At 38.7% G+C, this 16,651-nt stretch carries 16 protein-coding genes; 5 read left to right on the top strand and 11 right to left on the bottom strand.

Going from position 1 to position 16,651, the window contains the following annotated elements; genetic code table 11:
* Positions 1-20: 20 nt before the first annotated feature.
* The 6 genes from ACIQXR_RS03410 to yknW all read right to left on the bottom strand — a co-directional run bounded on the left by ACIQXR_RS03410 (position 21) and on the right by yknW (position 5,536).
* Positions 21-749, bottom strand: coding sequence for an amino acid ABC transporter ATP-binding protein (locus ACIQXR_RS03410; RefSeq protein WP_402868643.1), 729 nt, complete (start codon positions 747-749; stop codon positions 21-23).
* A gap of 461 nt (positions 750-1,210) precedes the next feature.
* Positions 1,211-1,621 (bottom strand): hypothetical protein, encoded by a 411-nt coding sequence (locus tag ACIQXR_RS03405; protein ID WP_402869851.1) that lies wholly within the window; start codon positions 1,619-1,621, stop codon positions 1,211-1,213.
* Positions 1,622-1,861: 240 nt separating this feature from the next.
* On the bottom strand, positions 1,862-3,055 hold the full coding sequence (locus ACIQXR_RS03400) for an ABC transporter permease (RefSeq protein ID WP_402868645.1): 1,194 nt from the start codon (positions 3,053-3,055) through the stop codon (positions 1,862-1,864).
* Complete coding sequence (locus ACIQXR_RS03395; RefSeq protein WP_402868646.1) at positions 3,055-3,744, bottom strand: ABC transporter ATP-binding protein; 690 nt, start codon at positions 3,742-3,744, stop codon at positions 3,055-3,057. Before ACIQXR_RS03395 ends, ACIQXR_RS03400 begins: the two co-directional genes overlap by 1 nt.
* On the bottom strand, positions 3,741-4,862 hold the full coding sequence (locus ACIQXR_RS03390) for an efflux RND transporter periplasmic adaptor subunit (RefSeq protein WP_402868647.1): 1,122 nt from the start codon (positions 4,860-4,862) through the stop codon (positions 3,741-3,743). The genes ACIQXR_RS03395 and ACIQXR_RS03390 overlap by 4 nt, the downstream gene beginning before the upstream one ends.
* A complete protein-coding gene (gene yknW, locus ACIQXR_RS03385; RefSeq protein WP_402868649.1) occupies positions 4,862-5,536 on the bottom strand; it encodes a YknW family membrane protein in 675 nt (224 codons plus the stop codon). The genes ACIQXR_RS03390 and yknW overlap by 1 nt, the downstream gene beginning before the upstream one ends.
* A gap of 339 nt (positions 5,537-5,875) precedes the next feature.
* Between yknW and ACIQXR_RS03380 the strand changes: the two genes are divergently transcribed.
* The 3 genes from ACIQXR_RS03380 (at position 5,876) to ACIQXR_RS03370 (ending at position 9,340) form a co-directional block, all read left to right on the top strand.
* On the top strand, positions 5,876-6,343 hold the full coding sequence (locus ACIQXR_RS03380) for a nucleoside deaminase (RefSeq protein WP_402958745.1): 468 nt from the start codon (positions 5,876-5,878) through the stop codon (positions 6,341-6,343).
* Positions 6,344-6,378: 35 nt separating this feature from the next.
* The gene (gene ade / locus ACIQXR_RS03375; protein WP_402868652.1) at positions 6,379-8,142 is read left to right on the top strand and encodes an adenine deaminase; all 1,764 of its coding nucleotides are present in this window, start codon (positions 6,379-6,381) and stop codon (positions 8,140-8,142) included.
* Between the two features lie 136 nt (positions 8,143-8,278).
* On the top strand, positions 8,279-9,340 hold the full coding sequence (locus ACIQXR_RS03370; RefSeq protein ID WP_402869853.1) for a lactonase family protein: 1,062 nt from the start codon (positions 8,279-8,281) through the stop codon (positions 9,338-9,340).
* A 159-nt stretch (positions 9,341-9,499) separates the two neighbouring features.
* On the opposite strand, the gene ACIQXR_RS03365 is transcribed toward ACIQXR_RS03370, so the two are convergent.
* The 3 genes from ACIQXR_RS03365 to ACIQXR_RS03355 form a co-directional block, all read right to left on the bottom strand.
* Positions 9,500-10,297 carry an endonuclease I family protein gene (locus ACIQXR_RS03365; RefSeq protein ID WP_402868654.1) on the bottom strand — a complete coding sequence of 266 codons (798 nt, stop codon included), beginning with the start codon at positions 10,295-10,297 and terminating at the stop codon, positions 9,500-9,502.
* Positions 10,298-10,388: 91 nt separating this feature from the next.
* Positions 10,389-11,003, bottom strand: coding sequence for an NUDIX hydrolase (locus ACIQXR_RS03360; RefSeq protein ID WP_402868655.1), 615 nt, complete (start codon positions 11,001-11,003; stop codon positions 10,389-10,391).
* A 314-nt stretch (positions 11,004-11,317) separates the two neighbouring features.
* Positions 11,318-12,658 (bottom strand): aspartate aminotransferase family protein, encoded by a 1,341-nt coding sequence (locus ACIQXR_RS03355; RefSeq protein WP_402868657.1) that lies wholly within the window; start codon positions 12,656-12,658, stop codon positions 11,318-11,320.
* A 393-nt stretch (positions 12,659-13,051) separates the two neighbouring features.
* On the opposite strand from ACIQXR_RS03355, the gene ACIQXR_RS03350 reads away from it, so the two are divergent.
* The gene (locus ACIQXR_RS03350; RefSeq protein ID WP_402868659.1) at positions 13,052-14,017 is read left to right on the top strand and encodes a D-2-hydroxyacid dehydrogenase; all 966 of its coding nucleotides are present in this window, start codon (positions 13,052-13,054) and stop codon (positions 14,015-14,017) included.
* A gap of 180 nt (positions 14,018-14,197) precedes the next feature.
* Positions 14,198-14,398 (top strand): cold-shock protein, encoded by a 201-nt coding sequence (locus ACIQXR_RS03345; protein ID WP_071349777.1) that lies wholly within the window; start codon positions 14,198-14,200, stop codon positions 14,396-14,398.
* A 218-nt stretch (positions 14,399-14,616) separates the two neighbouring features.
* Here ACIQXR_RS03345 and ACIQXR_RS03340 read toward each other — a convergent pair whose 3' ends face one another.
* Entirely contained in the window at positions 14,617-15,447 is an 831-nt protein-coding gene (locus ACIQXR_RS03340) for an enoyl-CoA hydratase-related protein (RefSeq protein ID WP_402868662.1), read from the bottom strand.
* A gap of 199 nt (positions 15,448-15,646) precedes the next feature.
* Positions 15,647-16,639 carry an ABC transporter ATP-binding protein gene (locus ACIQXR_RS03335; RefSeq protein ID WP_402868663.1) on the bottom strand — a complete coding sequence of 331 codons (993 nt, stop codon included), beginning with the start codon at positions 16,637-16,639 and terminating at the stop codon, positions 15,647-15,649.
* Between the last annotated feature and the right edge of the window lie 12 nt (positions 16,640-16,651).

Here is a 16,651-nt window from a genome sequence, read left to right as displayed (position 1 = left end):
AAATCCCCCCTATTTTTTATTTAATGATTTAATATACGGCTGAGAAATAGACGCGCCCTCTCTTCGTGAGGGTTTTCGTAAAAATCAGCCGGTATTGCCTCCTCCAAAATCCTGCCCTCATCCATGAATACGATTCGGTCCGCCACTTCACGGGCAAATCCCATTTCGTGTGTGACCACGACCATCGTCATTCCTTCTAGAGCAAGCTTTTTCATCACATCAAGTACCTCGCCGATCATTTCTGGATCCAAGGCTGAGGTAGGTTCATCAAACAACATGATTTCTGGTCCCATTGCCAGTCCTCTGGCAATGGCAACACGTTGCTGCTGTCCACCGGAAAGCTGTGAAGGATAAGAATTCGCCTTATCCGAGATCCCGACTTTTTCCAAATACTTTTGGGCAATTTTTTCCGCTTGCGCATTCGTTTGTCCTAAAACCTTCTTAGGTGCCAACATAATATTTTCCAATACGGTTTTATGAGGGTAAAGATGAAAATGTTGGAAAACCATACCGATGTTTTGGCGCAACTTATTAATGTCTGTTTTTTTATCCGCAACATTCATCTCATTGATGGACAGCGAACCTTCCGATATGGTTTCTAAGCGATTAATACAACGAAGAAGCGTACTTTTTCCTGATCCAGATGGACCGATTACTACGACCACTTCTCCCTTATTAATTGTTAGATTAATATCTTTCAATACATGAAAATCACCAAAATACTTATTAACCTGATCAAAAACTATCATAACTAATCCTCCCTAGCCTGCAACATTTTTCAAAAAAAAAACAAAAATAGTCCAAATAATCTGAATTAAAATGCGAAAAATGCAATAATTTTGATACCGGCCATCTTAGTTTACTTCATTCTATACCTATGTATAATTTTCTTAAGAGAGAACTCTTCTGAAAGTTATATCAAACTATTAATTCTAAAAAAATTCATTTACTATAACACTTTTTATTATATCCAATTCTTCATATAATTTCCATAAAAACTTATATTTGTTATTTTTTCTACCTTATTCATTTTTAATAAAGTCGAATTTTATCATATTTCGTACAGAACAACACGTTATTAGACTAAATGAAGGAGTGCTGCTCTAAATAGATCTTTTTCTAGTAAAGTAATGGAAAAAGAAGAGGCAGAAATAATAAATCGTTTCTGCCTCTCCTTTTTATACCCCTTCAGACTCCTTGTTCTCACCATTTATTCCTTTATAATAGAATCCTCAAATGGTGCTGAAAATAAACCCTTTGGACCTAGCATATCTGTTTCTGACTCTCGCTCATCACCTTTAACTTCATAAGAACCCGCAGGAAAGAAATCAAATAATTCACTATCCTTATGTAATTCCAGAAAGTACTCAGAAAGCTCATCCATAAGTTGCTGATATTCTTCGTGTTCGATGATTTCACCGGACTCATCAATTCGAAAATTCATATTAATCGCATCCTGTAGCCGTGCATGGTTCGAAGCTGCAATATATAAATCTACGTCTCCACATTCCATACATAACAATTCTCCTTCTTCCCTTGCCTCTTCATAAGAATTTCGAACCATTTGCTTAAGAATACTATCTATTTCATTAAGGTTATCTAGTTGTCGTATAGTCTTCATCACACAATCTCCCCCAAAATCTTAAAAATATTTTTTCGATTTATTACGTTTTATCTACTGCAAGGAAAATAGAACTAAAACTATGTTACTACCTTCAATTACAAAACGTTTTGTTGTTTTTTCAATTCATGTGCAACACGGAGATTAGCCTACCGGTATAATTGTATACCATAATAATAGCATGATAGGAGAAAAGAAGAAAAAAAACCTGTACTCAAGTACGTACAAGTTTCGAGATGCTTATTCATATCGCAAGGATTCAATCGGATTCATTTTGGAAGCCTTATTCGCCGGTAAAATTCCGAAAACAATGCCTATTGTCATGGAAAAGGCTACACCGCCAAGGACAACCTGCCAAGAAATAAGAGAGGGAAGCCCCGCAAAAAGAGAAATTAGCGTGACAACGATCCACCCTAAAACGATGCCCAACAATCCACCAATCAGTGTTAAGATGATCGATTCAATTAAAAATTGAGTTAGTATCTGTCTCCTTGTGGCTCCTAGCGCCAAACGAATGCCAATCTCTCTAGTCCGTTCCGTAACGGATACAAGCATGATATTCATTACACCAATCCCCCCCACGACGAGCGAAATGCCTGCAACAGAACCGATTATCAAAGTCATGATCCTGGTAATTTGACCAATTGCCGAAGCGATTTCTTCCATATTTATGACTTGATATGATTCCCCTGCATTGTGAATAGAATTAAGTTTGGCAGAGGCTTTTTTACCGATAGTGTTCAATTGATCAGTATTTTCTGCCTGCAACAGAATAGAGGTCACATCATTTTTACTGAAGACCGTCTTCCATGTATTAGATGGCATATACAATTGCACTGTATCAAAAGCAAGGAGCCCTGTTGATTTTTCCATTACTCCAATAATTTCAACGGGTTGCGTTCCAATCCGAATGACTTGTCCAATTGGTGATTTCCCATCAAATAAATCCTCTTGCATCGTATGGCTTGCAATGGCAACTCGCGCTCCACCCAAAAAGTCAGCAGAAGTGAAATTTCTTCCACTGGCCACATTAAGTCTATTTAAATCCAGAAAGGCATCATTTATGCCTACCACAGAACTATCGATGGATTCCTGTTTGTGGCTAACTTTTGTAAACTCTGAACTTGAAGCAACCACCCGTTTAACACCGTTAAGATTTTCAAGTATTCGGATATCTTCCTGATTAAAAGCAGCTTCATAGATAATATTCGGATTCGACTGCATTTCTTCCTCTGAGGGCTGATAAAATAATTCAACCGTATTACCCGGACCTACAATTTCCGATTTCAGCATCGCTTCCCCACCTTGCCCTATTGCAACTACGATAATGACAGCGGCTACTCCAATTATGATGCCCAACATCGTTAACATAGAACGCAATTTATGAGCTTTTAGAGAACTCAAAGCCATCGTGACATTTTCGAATACACTCATTAATCCTCCCCTCTTTCTATGAGGGTAGCAGGAAGAATTTCACCGTCGCGTACAAATATGGTCCTAGAAGCGTATTCGGCAATTTCGGCTTCATGTGTTACCACAACAATTGTGACTCCCTCTTCATTCAACTTCCTGAATTGTTCCATTATCGCCACACTTGTGATTGAATCTAGTGCACCAGTTGGTTCATCCGCTAAAATTAATTGGGGTTGTGTGACAATGGAGCGTGCAATAGCAACACGCTGTTTTTGCCCTCCAGAAAGAGCATTCGGTAGATGACTCATTCGGTCTTCAAGTCCCACCTTCTTTAATGCTTCTTCTGAACGGAATTGACGTTCTTTTTTTGAAACGCCGGCATAAATCATCGGTAACTCAACATTCTTCCAAGCAACTAGTCTTGGTAATAATTGAAATTGTTGAAAAACGAATCCTATGGAAGTATTTCGGACCCTAGCCAATTCGTCTTCTGAATAACCAGAGATATTTTGACCCGAAAGCCAATACTCTCCAGTTGTTGCTTGATCTAAACATCCGATTATATTCATCAATGTGGACTTTCCCGAGCCTGAAGGTCCCATAATCGCAACGAACTCTCCATTTTCAATGTAGACATTCACGTTTTTCAACACATGGACATCCTCTTTACCTAATTGATACGTTTTTGTTATTCCTTTTAACTCGATCATTCAACCGTCACTTCCATTCCTTCTTCAATCTTTTCCGAAGGATTGATAACAACTCGGTCATTTTTGTTTATGCCTTTGATTACTTCGATTTTTTCTCTGGAAATGATACCAGGCTTTATTTCCTTCCTTTTTACGAATTTCCCGTCCACCATATAGACGAACATACGGTCACCCTCATCGATAATCGCATCCATTGGGAGTACAAATGCCTTCTTTTTATCTGTTTCAATTTCCATGAAAAGCTGAAAACCAGGCTTTAAAACATCCGTTTCACTTATTAGTTTAGCCGTTACAGGATATTGGACAGCCTGGGAATTCCCTTGACTGAGATCTGTTTTCTGAGGAAGGGAATGTATATTCACAATTTCTCCTTTCCACTTCTCATCCTCAACGGCATCAGAACTAAAACTCACACTTTGCCCTTTCTTTATTTTCAATGTGTCGTATTCAGAAAGAACTCCTGAAACTAGCAAGTTACCAAGATTGCCGATTTGGATAAGAGGTTCAGCCGTACCTGTTACAGCTAAGGACTCTACCTGTTTACTTACGGTGAGCACGACACCATCCACCTTACTCTCCACTTTCAGATCCCGTATCTGTTCATTCAACTGTTTTTCCTTCAAAAGCACCTGTTTCAACTCAATATCTGCTAATTTTGTATCCGTATCAATTTGATCGAATTCTGGTTTTAATTGTTCTTCTGCTCTATCATCCCCAACTTGTTTACTTAGTTGTTTTTCCTTTTCTTCAAGTTGTTCCTTCTGCCTTTTTAACTGATTGATTTTCAAATAAGCAGATTCTTTTGATAGGTTGTTTTGTTCTAATTCAGATTCTAACTGAGGATTTTCATAAGTCAGCAGAAGATCACCTTTTTTCACTTTCTGACCTTCTTTGACTTCAACCTTTTTAAGTTCTCCCTTTTCTGTGGAGAAATAAACCGTCTGTTGATTTTCCATCGCTACACTACCTGGAATCATGATGGTGGAAGAAATATCCTCCATTTTGGGAACTATCACCGAGACCGATGGTCCTTTAGCCAAAACCTGCCGGTAAACGCTAACAGTGACCATTATTACAATGAGTAGACTGACTCCTATAATGATCCATATCTTTTTCATTACATGCCACTAATTCCCGAGAATAAACTACCGATGAACGCCATACCTATTTGAAATAGGAAAAAAATAATAGCTATCGTCACAGCTACTCCCTTAGAGAGGTTCGCCACTTTATTTAGACCAATGGCCATCAAAACAGTGGCCCAGATGGTAAAGACCTCAAAGACTCCCAAAATCTTAGAATCCGAGTTCAGTAAACCTGCCAAACTCGTAACATACACTTCAGGATTTCCACCAATCAGCAAACGTATAAGTCCGTTTAAAAAAAGTCCTATAGCTGTGATTAAATAAATAAACGTCTTCATTGAAAATATTTGTTTAAAACTCACTTCTGAATTTGCGATTTTAGCCACTGCTAGCAAAACAGCACTGGAAATTAGAACCGATATCACTGGTGAAAGAACACCGGTAATAACCATGGTAACTAAAGTAACCATCTTAACAATTTCAACTTGCCCTGAAGGAACTTCTTCCCCAATTAATTCATTGATGTCTAATGATAGACTTAAAAAATATGTACCAATTAAAAAAAGTAAAGTGATCAATAGCATTGGAACCCAAATCTTTGGCTTGCTTTTGATTCTTTCGAATTGTTCCACAGGACTTGTAATCATTCCAAACAAAGAAGGACCCTTTATCTGCTCCTGATTTAAATCTCCCAACCTTTTTTCCATATAAAAACACCTCTTCCTTAAATTCACTTACACTTATTCTACGAACAAATTTTCATTAAGTTTCAAAAAAGTATAAATGTAAACGGGGATGGACAACTTTTTAAAAAACTACAATGGAGAAGTTGATGAATTCACGATTTTACCGAGATGACTCGCAATACATAATCCTTTTTACCTCCCTTATTATTTCTTCCATAATAAATTTCTCAAGAATGAATCATTTAAAAAATTATTTTCAAAAATGCGTTCAACGATTTCCTAAATATGTTATATTATATATAAATTTCATGTTATGTAATATAACACAGATTTTAAATATAAGTCGAAGGGGTGTTTTAGATGAATATAAAATTTATGGAAATGGCAGTGCAACTGGCTACTGAAAATGTGAAGAAACAAAACGGTGGTCCTTTCGGAGCCGTGATCGTAAAAGATGGGGTCATTATAGGAAGAGGCTGCAATAATGTCACTACGGCGCTTGACCCCACTGCACATGCTGAAATCCAAGCTATTCGCGATGCTTGTAAAAACCTGAACAGCTTTCAGCTTACAGATTGTGAAATCTATACTAGTTGTGAGCCGTGCCCGATGTGTATTGGTGCTCTTTATTGGGCACGACCTAAAGCAATCTATTATTCTTGTACAAAACAAGATGCAGCTCAAATCGGGTTTGATGACGATTTTATTTATCAAGAGCTTGCGATCCCAATGGAAAACCGCTCCATCGCCATGCATCGTATAGATTTCACCGACCATGATTTACCATTCCGCACATGGGAATCTCAAGCAGTTAAAGTGGAATACTGACAATAAGCCTAAGTCCAGATGAGGAGGAGGTCTCTTTGAAATCACACTTAATGAAAAAGAGAATGGACGTTGCAGCAGGTAGAATACCTGCTGATTACGTCATTAAAAATGGGAAAATCATTGATGTATTCAATGGGGAAATTTATACTGGCGACGTTGCTATAGTAGATGGTTATATTGCAGGTATTGGGAATTACGAGGGAATCTCTGAAATAAATGCCGCAGGTAAATACGTATCACCTACATTTATCGACGGACATGTTCATATTGAATCATCCATGGTACGGCCTTCTGAACTGGCCAAAGTTCTACTTTTACATGGAGTAACTTGCGTCGTGGCGGACCCACACGAGATCGCCAATGTATCAGGAAGGAAAGGGATACAATATATGATTGAACAATCGGATCACCTCCCTTTCGACTTTTACTTTATGATGCCATCTTGTGTTCCGGCAACTGACTTCGAGGATGCGGGCGCTGTTTTAAAAAGTGAAGACTTATATTCTTTTTACAAAAATCCGCGGGTGCTTGGTTTAGCTGAAGTGATGAACTTCCCAGCCGTATCCAATGCAGATGATGATATGATTCAAAAAATCCTCGATGCATACAAGAATGAAAAAAAGATTGATGGTCACGCTGCCGGACTTACTGAACAGCAACTCAATGTATATATGGCTGCCGGTATCCAAACCGATCACGAATGCACCACCGCAAAGGAAGCAAGAGACCGACTACGGAAAGGAATGTATCTTATGATTCGGGAGGGAACTGTAGCAAAAGACTTACGAAATCTGCTCCCTGCCGTTACTGAACAAAATTCCCGCCGTTGTTTATTCGTCACCGATGATCGCCACCTAGATGATCTTGTAACTGAAGGTAGCATTGACCACAATGTCAGAATTGCCATAGAAGAAGGAATCCCCGCTCTGACCGCGATTCAGATGGCAACAATAAATGCCGCCGAATGCTTCGGGTTAAGAGAACATGGTGCCATTGCACCTGGATATAAAGCCGACTTTCTATTATTCGAAGATCTCCAATCCATCCAAATTCAATCCGTTTTTAAAGATGGCAAACTAATTTCTAAAGATGGCCAGTTAGTGAACTTCCCTGAAGCCCCGAAAAACAAGTTGGAGGAAGAATTAACACAGACGGTACACCTTCAAGATTTGTCAGATATAGATTTTCATATAACGTTACACAATGCCCTTGCCAACCTTATTGAAATCATACCGAACAGTCTAGTTACAAAACATATAATCGAACCGGTCGCTCTCAATCAAAATGGCCTATTTCAATTTTCCCCCTCCATGGATCACGTAAAGCTTGCTGTTATAGAACGGCATCAAAAGACAAAAAAAATCGGCCTTGGAATCGTCAAGGGTCTTGGCCTACAATCAGGTGCAATCGCCACAACGGTTTCCCATGACTCGCACAACTTAATTATCGCTGGTACGAATGACCAGGATATGCTGGTAGCTGCTGAGGAAATAAAAAGAATGCAGGGAGGATTAGTCATTATCCAAGATGGTAAAACTCTTGCCTCCCTACCTCTTCCGATTGCTGGACTAATGAGCACAGGGACGTATGCGGAAGTTTTACACAACTTAAAGGAAATGAATCACGCGTTATTGAAGATTGGTGCCAACAGACACTTTAATCCATTCCTGACGCTTGCTTTTTTAGCGCTTCCCGTTATACCTGAAATTAAATTAACAACACAAGGCTTATTTTTAGTTTCATCATTTCAACATATATCAAACCAAGCCAGTACATCTAAAAAAATCGAAACCATATAAAATCTTCAGTAAACGAGTACCTTTTTCTGTTTCAGCAAAATTTTATTGTTAATTAAGATTCAACTCCATTAAATTCGGGGAAAGATATATGAGTTCATCGTATGTTAAAATAAACTCATTATCTTTCTAGGAGGGAATCAATATGGAAAATCCGAAACAAACCTTTACCGGATACATCGGTACTTATACGAAAGGAGACAGTAAAGGCATTTATCGTTTCACACTTGATAGTAACGAAGGGAAGATTACAACGCCCGTCCTTGCTGCTGAATTAAAGGATCCTACTTATGTAACGATTAGTGAAGACAAACAACATTTGTACGCCATCTTAAAAGAGGCCGGCAGCGGCGGTGTTGCTGCATACTCTATTGATGAAGGATCAGGTGATCTTACTTACTTAGGTAAGGAGCTAACTCCTAATGGATCCTATTGCCACATTAGTATCGATAGCAAAAAAAATGTTTTGGTCACAGCCAATTACGGAGATGGGATTATCGAAGCTTACAAACTTAACCCCGACGCAACACCTGCTTCAGTATCATCCACGATACGCCATACCGGAATGGGACCTAACAAAGAGCGTCAGGAAAAGGCACATGCACATTATGCAGGCTTTTCACCTGATGAAAAATACATTGCCGTAGTTGATCTTGGAATCGATCAAATAAACACATATGGAATACATAATGGAGTATTGGAAAAAGTTAATAGTTTGGCAGTCACCCCTGGAAGCGGGCCAAGACACCTAACCTTCCACCCTAATGGAAAAATCGCTTATGTTATGACAGAACTTGCACCTGAAGTCATTGTATTGGCGTACGATTCCCAAAATGGAAGTTTTTCAGAATTGCAAACCATCCGGACAGTCCCAGAAAATTTCCGTGAAAACAATCAAGGAAGTGCGATTCACATATCTGCGGATGGGGAGTTCGTTTATGCAGCAAATCGTGGGCATGATAGCATCGCTGTCTTCCAAACCGATAAAAAAACCGGAAAACTAACCTTGGTTGAATTAGTTTCAACAGAAGGACACTGGCCACGTGACTTCGCCCTTGATCCTAGTGGGAAGTTCCTTGTTGCCTCTAATGAGGAATCAGGGACCTTGACGTTGTTTTCTCGAAATGATATAAATGGTAAATTAACGTTACTTCAAAAAGATATCCAAGTTCCATTCCCAGTTTGCGTGAAGTTTCTTTAAACCCTTTTCATACCATATAAAAAATAAAAGGATTGAGGCAGTGGAAGCTGCTCAATCCTTTTTGAGTTCATTATCCTGTAGGCTTCTTTCAATATAACATTCAAGAGAGACCCTAACATCAAGTCCATACATATTTTAGTTCGTAAAACAAACGTCTTTTTAAGTCCACTCACCTGCCATTTCGGGGAAATCGATAAATGGGTTGCGATTCCCTTGTACTTCGAATATGGCCTGATTACGATGTTTTTCATATAAGTTAACCGGAAAACGATGATGCCAGTCCAATAATAGATTGATATCGATATTCTCTTGATCAATAATCCCTTCATATCGCAGTAAAAAATACAAAGTGGCCCTCGCTACGATTCCTTTTCCATATTCAGGCTCAAATTTTCCTTTTTCAGCTTTGCCACATCCGGCTTTTATCCCTCGTACTTGAGGTTCTGGGGAATAGTCCACAAAGTCATGATAAGGGGAATTCCCGCGGCTACTATTACAAGTTGGCTCACAGGCAAATAAATGATGTAAGTCCCCCCTCATAGGTTCTTTTTTACTAAACCATGATTGTGGAACGACATGTTCACAATTAAGAGACATACTATTAACCTCAAAGGATTGACTTCCTTTCGTTAACAGTTCAAGAACTCGAAAATCTGCTTCTATGACTTCGACAGGATCCATACCTTTACCGGAATACAAGCTTTTCAGCTTTCCATCTTCCTGAAGATCAACCCATGGATATAAAAAACGATGGGGTGAGTAACTCGGCTGGTTTACATGAGAACTTCTTAACAAGGAGTTTAAGTGTTCCCTAGTCCGGGGACCGCCAAGATAATAAATTTCCCGACTTTTCAAATCTTTTATTTCATCATAGTACTCATGGCTCACTTTATATTTTTTAAGCTCTGCTATAGATTGTTCTCGTTCAATTTCCAATCGTCTCATCGTGTATCTCATCCCTCATCCCCCTCTTCATCAAAAACCGTTTTTTTACCATATATATAGTTTATTTGGATTTACTGACAAAGAAAAGGTGCTTTAGAAGGGTCTAACGTAGAATTTTAATAAAGTGGGTAAGTATGGTTGCCGTCATTCCCCAAATGACACGGCCTTCATATTGGTAGAAATATTCTTTCGTCTGTCTTGGTTGCCATTTATAATTCTCTCCACCAACAACTAAATCGTGTGGAAAGTTTTCTAATGGCTCGACTTTAAAATTCACATGATATATCTCTGGGGGCTTTTCCATGAAAAACGAAAGTGGAACAGTAAAGACCGTTTCGACTTCAGATGGGTTGGGTGCCAATGGTTGATCACCTCGGATAAATCCCACATATGGGTACACAATCATCCCAAAAGGGGATACAAGATAATCGATTGGAAATACATTATATATATCCTCTTTTGCCACACCTAGTTCTTCGTACGTTTCACGAAGGGCAGCCGTCTGCTCATCCATATCAAGATGATCAATTCTTCCACCAGGAAAACAAATATCCCCCGGTTGCCTTCTCAATTGATGTGAGCGCTCTTCAAACAGGACGTGTATGCCATCCTCCTTTTCGATAAGCGGTACTAAAACTGCATATTTTGCAAAGTCCCCACTGCCTAAAATAACAGGCGTATGTAAAGTTAATTTTTTCGTTATTTCTTCATTGTTCATGAACCACACCTCTTCTGAGAGTTAATCATTTTTCTAGTTCTTGTCTACATACTTTTATTATGTACCAAAAAGACCATTTTTTTAAACCAAAAAAGTTGATAGCCCCTTCCATTCAAATGAAGTGCTATGAAACTATCAATTTAATAAAGAAAAATGGCCTGTATCTCTTTACTTTACAAGAGAGCTAACTTAACGCTAAGCACCCTTAAACAAAATATTTTTTATAGTATATCATTTCCAATGGCTAATAAACAAAAAGAAAGAACAGAATGAGATATCTTCTGTTCCGCCTTAATACATTTCCGTTTCTATCTTTAAAACTCAGCTAAAGTTCGCTTTAAGGTTGTTACGATGAAAGAATAATCCTCTTCGGTGATACTTAACGGGGGTGCTAGTGTCAATACATTATTAAAACCTGCTACCGTATCGCCATTTTTGCCGATGATCAATCCATTTTCCTTGCAAGAAGCAATAATTTTATTGATTTTGGATAATTCAATCGGTTTTTTCGTTTGCTTATCTTCCACAAGTTCAATTCCGACTAACAAGCCTTTACCACGTACGTCACCAACATTAGGGTGGGATTTCATTTCATCTAAATCCTGCAAAAGGCGAAGGCCTAGTTCTTTCGAGCGTTCAATCAAATTTTCTTTTTCATAGATTTCCATATTTTTTAAGGCGAGTGCGCAAGAAGCAGGGTTACCACCGAATGTATTTACATGCCGAAAACGGTCATAATCTTCTGTACCTACATATGCCTCATATATTTCCCGTTTGACAGCCGTTGCGGATAAAGGAAGATAGGCACTTGTAATCCCTTTTGCCATCGTAATGATATCCGGCTGTACATCATAATTCATAAAACCGAACTTCTTACCCGTACGACCAAAACCACAAATCACCTCATCTGAAATCAGCAAAACGCCATTTTTATCGCAAATATCTTTAACCTTCTTCATATACCCCTCTGGAGGCATAAGAATACCTCCACCTGTAATGATTGGTTCCATAATAACTGCAGCAACAGTTTCACTCAATTCCCATGTGATGGCACGTTCAATTTCAGAGGCACTTTTCTCTCCACTTTCGTCCTCTGGATTTCGATATGAATCAGGAGGCGTCACATGAAGAAAACCTGGAGCAAGCGGTTCGTATTTATATTTTCTCTGTGCCTGACCTGTTGCTGCCAACGCCCCCATTGTATTCCCATGATAGGACCTGTAACGAGAAATGAATTTATAACGGCCATGTTCCCCTTTTTGCTGATGATACTGCCTTGCAATCTTAAATGCTGCTTCATTCGCTTCTGAACCACTGTTGGAAAAGAAAATTACATAATCGCCGCCGAGCCAATCATTCAATTTTTCTGCCAGTTTAATAGCTGGAATATGACTATTCGTTAAAGGAGAATAGGGAAGTTCCTTTAACTGTTCATAAGCTGCTTCAGCAAGTTCTTCCCTTCCATATCCTACATTGACACACCATAAACCAGACATTCCATCCAGATAACGATTTCCATCAATATCAGTAATCCAAGCCCCTTTACCTTTTTCAACTACCATCGTTCCTGGATTTGGTCCAGCACCTTTCATATTATGCCAAATATACTTTTCGTCCATTTGTTGTAAATCCTTCAATTCTTTTTTAACTTGCATAATCCTCTGCACCCCTTTCTATTCTATAAAGAAAGGTCGAACCTGATATGTTTCGACCCCTATTTCGTATGAGTATTTAGCCATAAATCGCTTTTTTCTTTACGGTTGCTGGATCCCACTTTTTCATTCTTGACCTCTGATTCCATCCGAAAGATATTTCTTGTTTTCATTATATTTTTTAAACGGATTTTTTACATTAGACGTTTTGTATAGTAAACGATTGAATATTTAAACATTTTGTTCGCTGTGATAAACCATCATGGTGAATATCAAAGTTTTTATCTCCTCTTCAAATTTCCCTCACATATAAATAGCCTATAAAAGGCACTATCATTGTATTCCCAAAGAAGTTTACGTATAATTCAGAAAAGTGAATTAGATGGGAGGATTTAAATGAATAAGCGGAAAATCATTATAAGCCAGGACTTGAATGAACAGTTGCTGAATCAAATTAAAGAGTTGATTCCGGAGTGGAATATTATAATAGGGAGAAATCCAGCGATATGGAAGAATCATATTCATGAAGCTGAAATAATTGCAGGTTGGAAAGCAGAAATGAAGCAACCCATTATACAAGGGGAAGGAAAAAATTTAAAATGGGTACAGACATGGAGTGCAGGAGTAAATGCTTTGCCACTGGATATCCTTGAAAAAGATCATGTTCAGATTACGACAGCAAATGGAGTTCATGCCTACCCTATTTCTGAAACTATTTTCGGCTTACTCCTTGCTTTCACTAGAAAAATTGATACGTATGTTAAACAACAACAGAAAAAAAACTGGCATCACGCTCATATGAAACAGGAAATTCACAATAAGACTATCGGAATCATAGGGGTTGGGAAAATTGGTAAAGAAACGGCGAAGATTGCCAAAGCCTTCGGGATGACGGTCATCGGAGTTCGCCAGTCAGGTAGGCCAGAAGAATTCGTGGATGAAATGTTCAAACAGGACCAATTACAAGATGTTCTTCCTAAATGTGATTACGTAATCGTCACTTTACCTCTAACCTCTAAAACAAGGAATATGTTCGGCACAGATGAGTTCAACTCGATGAAGTCCTCTGCTTTCTTCATTAATGTTGGTCGTGGCCCAATCGTAATTGAAACCGAATTGATACAAGCCCTTGACGCTCATCAGATTGCCGGTGCGGGGCTTGATGTATTTGAAACTGAACCACTTCCAGAAACTAGCCGATTATGGGAGATGGATAATGTCATCATGACTCCACACACTTCAGGAAATACTGAATTTTACGATCAACGTCTAATTGAAGAAATCTTTATACCGAATTTAAAGAACTACCTTTCTGGTGAAAGCCCTGAAATCAATTTATTAAATTATAAAAAAGGTTATTGACGGGATTTACCATGTAAATAAAAGGATCAATACTATATCCATTGCAAAATCCGACAGTATCTGTTATTCTTAAAAAGAATTATTTTTGTTCTTGAAGATTGATAAGTGAAACACTTTCCTTCTGAAAATTGAGCAAGGGTAGTAACACAATGTGTGGATTCACACTAGGAGGCAACAAAAATGGAACAAGGTAAAGTAAAATGGTTTAACGCAGAAAAAGGATTCGGCTTCATCGAACGCGAAAACGGAGACGATGTATTCGTACATTTCTCAGCTATTCAAAGCGAAGGCTTCAAATCATTAGACGAAGGTCAATCAGTTACTTTTGAAGTTGAGCAAGGTCAACGTGGACCCCAAGCTACTAACGTTCAAAAAGCATAATAATATCCATCATATATAATGGACTCTACTCGTAGAGTCCATTTTTGTTGTTGTTTTTTATAGAAGTCAAAAAAACCCCATCAAATTGACGGGGTACACGAAACAAGTTTAGTAAATGGTAACCAAAGTATAACACACTAAGAACGGAAACCCTAATTATTCCGAAAAGTACAATAACAAGCCTGTTTACTTCATTATATTATCGAAATTGCTCCTATTCATTCGACACCCCATGGATAGAACGGTGGCATATCCGTACTGCTCTTCATCGTAAATTTTGCTTTCCGATTTTCCAGATAAGCTCCAATCCCTTCTTGTGCATCCGCTTGTTTCCCAGTCCAATGGAGCATCTTAGATTCAATTTTATGTGATTCATGGGGATGATTGGCCCCCAGCATCGTCCACATTAGTTGCCTAGATAATGTAACAGAAATAGAAGAGGTATTTACCGCTATCTCATTGGCAATTTTCATGGCTGTAGCCATCAACTGATCAGGCTCGACAACTTCGTTTACTAATCTTGCTTCATACGCTTCTCGTGCGGAAATCATTCTACCGGTAAACACCCATTCAGTTGCCTTACCCATGCCCACGAGTCTTGGCAGGAACCATCCACTACAGGCCTCCATCGTAATTCCCCGCTTTGCAAAATCAAAGCTCATTTCCGCATCAGATGAAGCAAGCCGGATATCCATCGGTAAAGTCATAGTGATTCCAATCCCGATAGCAGAACCATTAATTGCGGCAATAATTGGTTTTTTCATATCAAATATTCGTAATGATAAGACCCCACCAGCATCTCGATATTCCACTAAAGGAGTATGGTCCATAAATGTTTCCACGCCTTTTTCCAAATCCATACCAGAACAATACCCTTTTCCGGCACCGGTCATTATAATCGCCCGTACTTCATCATTTTCATCCGCTTTATCAAAGACTTGAATCAGCTCTTGACACATTTTTTCATTAAAAGCATTCATTCTTTCAGGGCGATTGAGTGTAATTATCATAACATGATCAACAATTTCAGCTTTTATTGTAGAATACACTTTTATTCCTCCTTATCTCACAGAGCATAAAGACACCGAATAATATTTTTACATATAATAACATTTTATATGTTTGATTTCCCAAAAGATAGAATTAAGTATAAGAGTCCTTAATTTTTTCTGTCTATTTAGTTGAGATTCATCCCTTGGATGTAAAAAAGACCAGTTGCACAAAGGCCAACCGGTCTTGCTATTTGATTCACCAGTATAAATGGCAAGCAACGAAGTGCCCTGGCTTTTGTTCTTTCCATTCTGGTATGGCACTGGAACACACTTCCATGGCTTTTGGGCAACGTGTACGGAATACACACCCACTCGGTGGATTGATTGGACTAGGTACATCACCTTTCAAAACAATCCGCTCCCTTTTAACTGTAGGATCCGGAATAGGTACAGCAGATAGTAGCGCTTGAGTATAAGGATGTAGCGGGTCTTTAGTAAGAGAATCACTATCCGAAAGTTCCATCATCCTACCTAAGTACATAACTAAAATACGGTCTGAGATATACTTTACCATTGATAAATCGTGAGCGATGAATAAATAGGTCAACCCCATCTCCTTCTGCAATTCTTTGAGTAAATTTACTACTTGGGCTTGGATGGATACATCAAGAGCTGATATGGGTTCATCACACACAATGAATTTTGGATTTAGCGCTAACGCCCTTGCAATCCCGATTCGCTGACGTTGTCCGCCACTGAATTCATGTGGGAACCGACTGATATGTTCAGGATTTAGACCAACCAGCTTTAGCAAGTCTTCTACTCTCTTCTTTTTTTCTTTTCCTTTTAAAATCCCATGAATGGCAAGAGGTTCTCCTATTAGTTCCTCTACTTTCATACGAGGGTTTAGCGATGCATACGGATCTTGGAAAATCATTTGGATTTCTCGACGGACTTTCGACATTTCCCCCTGTTTATAATCAAAAATATTTTTCCCTTGAAAAAGGACTTCTCCATCTGTCGGCTCATATAGTCGTGTGATTGTACGTCCTGCCGTGGATTTACCACAGCCGCTCTCCCCAACTAGACCAACAGTCTCCCCCTCAAATATCGTAAGGTCCAGTCCATCAACAGCTTTCAACGAATCGGAACCGATAGGAAAATACTTCTTCAAATTTTTTATTTCAACAAGACGAGATCTTTTGCTGAGATCTTTTTCTTTTAATGACTCATTTTTCAGTGAAACCATGACTCTCCTCCT

It is taken from the genome of Peribacillus sp. NPDC097224 (assembly GCF_044761985.1).
Taxonomy (GTDB): domain Bacteria; phylum Bacillota; class Bacilli; order Bacillales; family DSM-1321; genus Peribacillus.
This window is presented reverse-complemented; position numbering and strand designations above follow the sequence as displayed.

Coding starts and splice junctions, on each gene's coding strand:
- ACIQXR_RS03410 (WP_402868643.1), bottom strand. CDS start 749: ATGATAGTTTTTGATCAGGTTAATAAGTATTTTGGTGATTTTCATGTA.
- ACIQXR_RS03405 (WP_402869851.1), bottom strand. CDS start 1,621: ATGAAGACTATACGACAACTAGATAACCTTAATGAAATAGATAGTATT.
- ACIQXR_RS03400 (WP_402868645.1), bottom strand. CDS start 3,055: ATGAGTGTATTCGAAAATGTCACGATGGCTTTGAGTTCTCTAAAAGCT.
- ACIQXR_RS03395 (WP_402868646.1), bottom strand. CDS start 3,744: ATGATCGAGTTAAAAGGAATAACAAAAACGTATCAATTAGGTAAAGAG.
- ACIQXR_RS03390 (WP_402868647.1), bottom strand. CDS start 4,862: ATGAAAAAGATATGGATCATTATAGGAGTCAGTCTACTCATTGTAATA.
- yknW (WP_402868649.1), bottom strand. CDS start 5,536: ATGGAAAAAAGGTTGGGAGATTTAAATCAGGAGCAGATAAAGGGTCCT.
- ACIQXR_RS03380 (WP_402958745.1), top strand. CDS start 5,876: ATGAATATAAAATTTATGGAAATGGCAGTGCAACTGGCTACTGAAAAT.
- ACIQXR_RS03365 (WP_402868654.1), bottom strand. CDS start 10,297: ATGAGATACACGATGAGACGATTGGAAATTGAACGAGAACAATCTATA.
- ACIQXR_RS03360 (WP_402868655.1), bottom strand. CDS start 11,003: ATGAACAATGAAGAAATAACGAAAAAATTAACTTTACATACGCCTGTT.
- ACIQXR_RS03355 (WP_402868657.1), bottom strand. CDS start 12,658: ATGCAAGTTAAAAAAGAATTGAAGGATTTACAACAAATGGACGAAAAG.
- ACIQXR_RS03350 (WP_402868659.1), top strand. CDS start 13,052: ATGAATAAGCGGAAAATCATTATAAGCCAGGACTTGAATGAACAGTTG.
- ACIQXR_RS03345 (WP_071349777.1), top strand. CDS start 14,198: ATGGAACAAGGTAAAGTAAAATGGTTTAACGCAGAAAAAGGATTCGGC.
- ACIQXR_RS03335 (WP_402868663.1), bottom strand. CDS start 16,639: ATGGTTTCACTGAAAAATGAGTCATTAAAAGAAAAAGATCTCAGCAAA.